Consider the following 1,278-nt stretch of genomic DNA (forward strand, 5'->3'; position numbering starts at 1 on the left):
TGAAGTGCTATACTAACGTTGTAACAGTAGTGGCTAATAAGATATAATAAATCCAATAGAGAAAAGAGGTAATTATCATGCCACAAAGTTACACACCCGAATTTAAGAAAAAAATAGTACGTCTTCATGAAGAGGAAGGTCGTACCTACAAAAGCATCACCGCTGAGTATGGGGTATCGAAAGCCAGCATTTCTAAGTGGTGTAGCGAGTTTAGTAAAGAATGCCAGTCAAGCCCGGAAGCCAAAGAAGATTATGACAACATGAAGGAGATGCTCAGACTCAAAAGAGAAAACGAAGAACTTCGTAAGGAGAATCTTTTCTTAAAAAAAGCGGCGGCATTCTTTGCAAAGGAAATCGATTAGAGGCTTATCGATTCATCGAACAATATCATAATGAATTTGGCATTCGCTGGCTGCTTGGACGGCTGGGTATATGCCCAAATGCTTATTACAACTACCGGAAACACCGGAAGGCGGATTATTATACCCTTAAAGCCGAAGTCCAAGCACAGATTCAGGAAATATATCATTCGCACAATGGAGTTGACGGCTATCGGAGTATGAAAGTCTATCTGAAGCGTAAAGGTTATTCTTACAGTAATACCACCGTTCATAAATATATGAACACAGAGCTTGGTCTCCGTTCGGTTGTCCGTCCCAAAAAACCAGGATATGAGCATGGAAACCCGCATAAAGTATTCGATAATAAGCTGAAGCAAAATTTCACAGCAGATGAAATCAATCGAAAATGGTGCACGGATTTCACTTATCTGTTCCTTGCAAATCATGAAGTACGCTATAACTGCACTATTATAGATTTGCATGACCGGAGTGTGATTGCCAGCATAACAGATCGTAACATTACCAGTGATCTTGCGATCCGGACGCTCCGAAAAGCGCTGGAATCGCAGCCAACAATCAAAGATGGTCTTATCTTACATTCTGACCAGGGCTCACAGTATACGTCCAAAGCATTTACCGAATTCTGCGAATCGGTAAATGTGACACAGAGCATGAGCAAAGCAGGATATCCGTACGACAATGCACCGATGGAGCGTTATTTCAATACCTTGAAGAATGAATGCACAAATTTGTATGAGTTTACAACAGAGGAAACACTCTATCAAAAGGTAGAAGAATTTGCATACGTTGATTATAATCATGTTCGTCCACACAGTTATAATGGTTATCGAACCCCATATGAAGCAAGGACGGCAGCATAAATTGATAAGCACTATTTTTTTAGCCACAAGTGTTACAAAAAAGCTTGACCACAACA

At 40.4% G+C, this 1,278-nt stretch carries 1 protein-coding gene; it reads left to right on the forward strand.

Annotation, left to right across the window (positions count from 1 at the left end; translation table 11 throughout):
- Positions 1 to 77 precede the first annotated feature (77 nt).
- A protein-coding gene (locus DW677_RS18030) for an IS3 family transposase (protein WP_117567941.1) occupies positions 78 to 1,222 on the forward strand; the annotation gives its coding sequence in 2 pieces (ribosomal slippage) (positions 78 to 315 and positions 315 to 1,222; 1,146 coding nt in all).
- Positions 1,223 to 1,278: the final 56 nt, after the last annotated feature.

The sequence above is a fragment of the Clostridium sp. AM25-23AC genome (genome assembly GCF_003435125.1).
Taxonomy (GTDB): Bacteria; Bacillota; Clostridia; order Lachnospirales; family Lachnospiraceae; genus Pilosibacter; species Pilosibacter fragilis.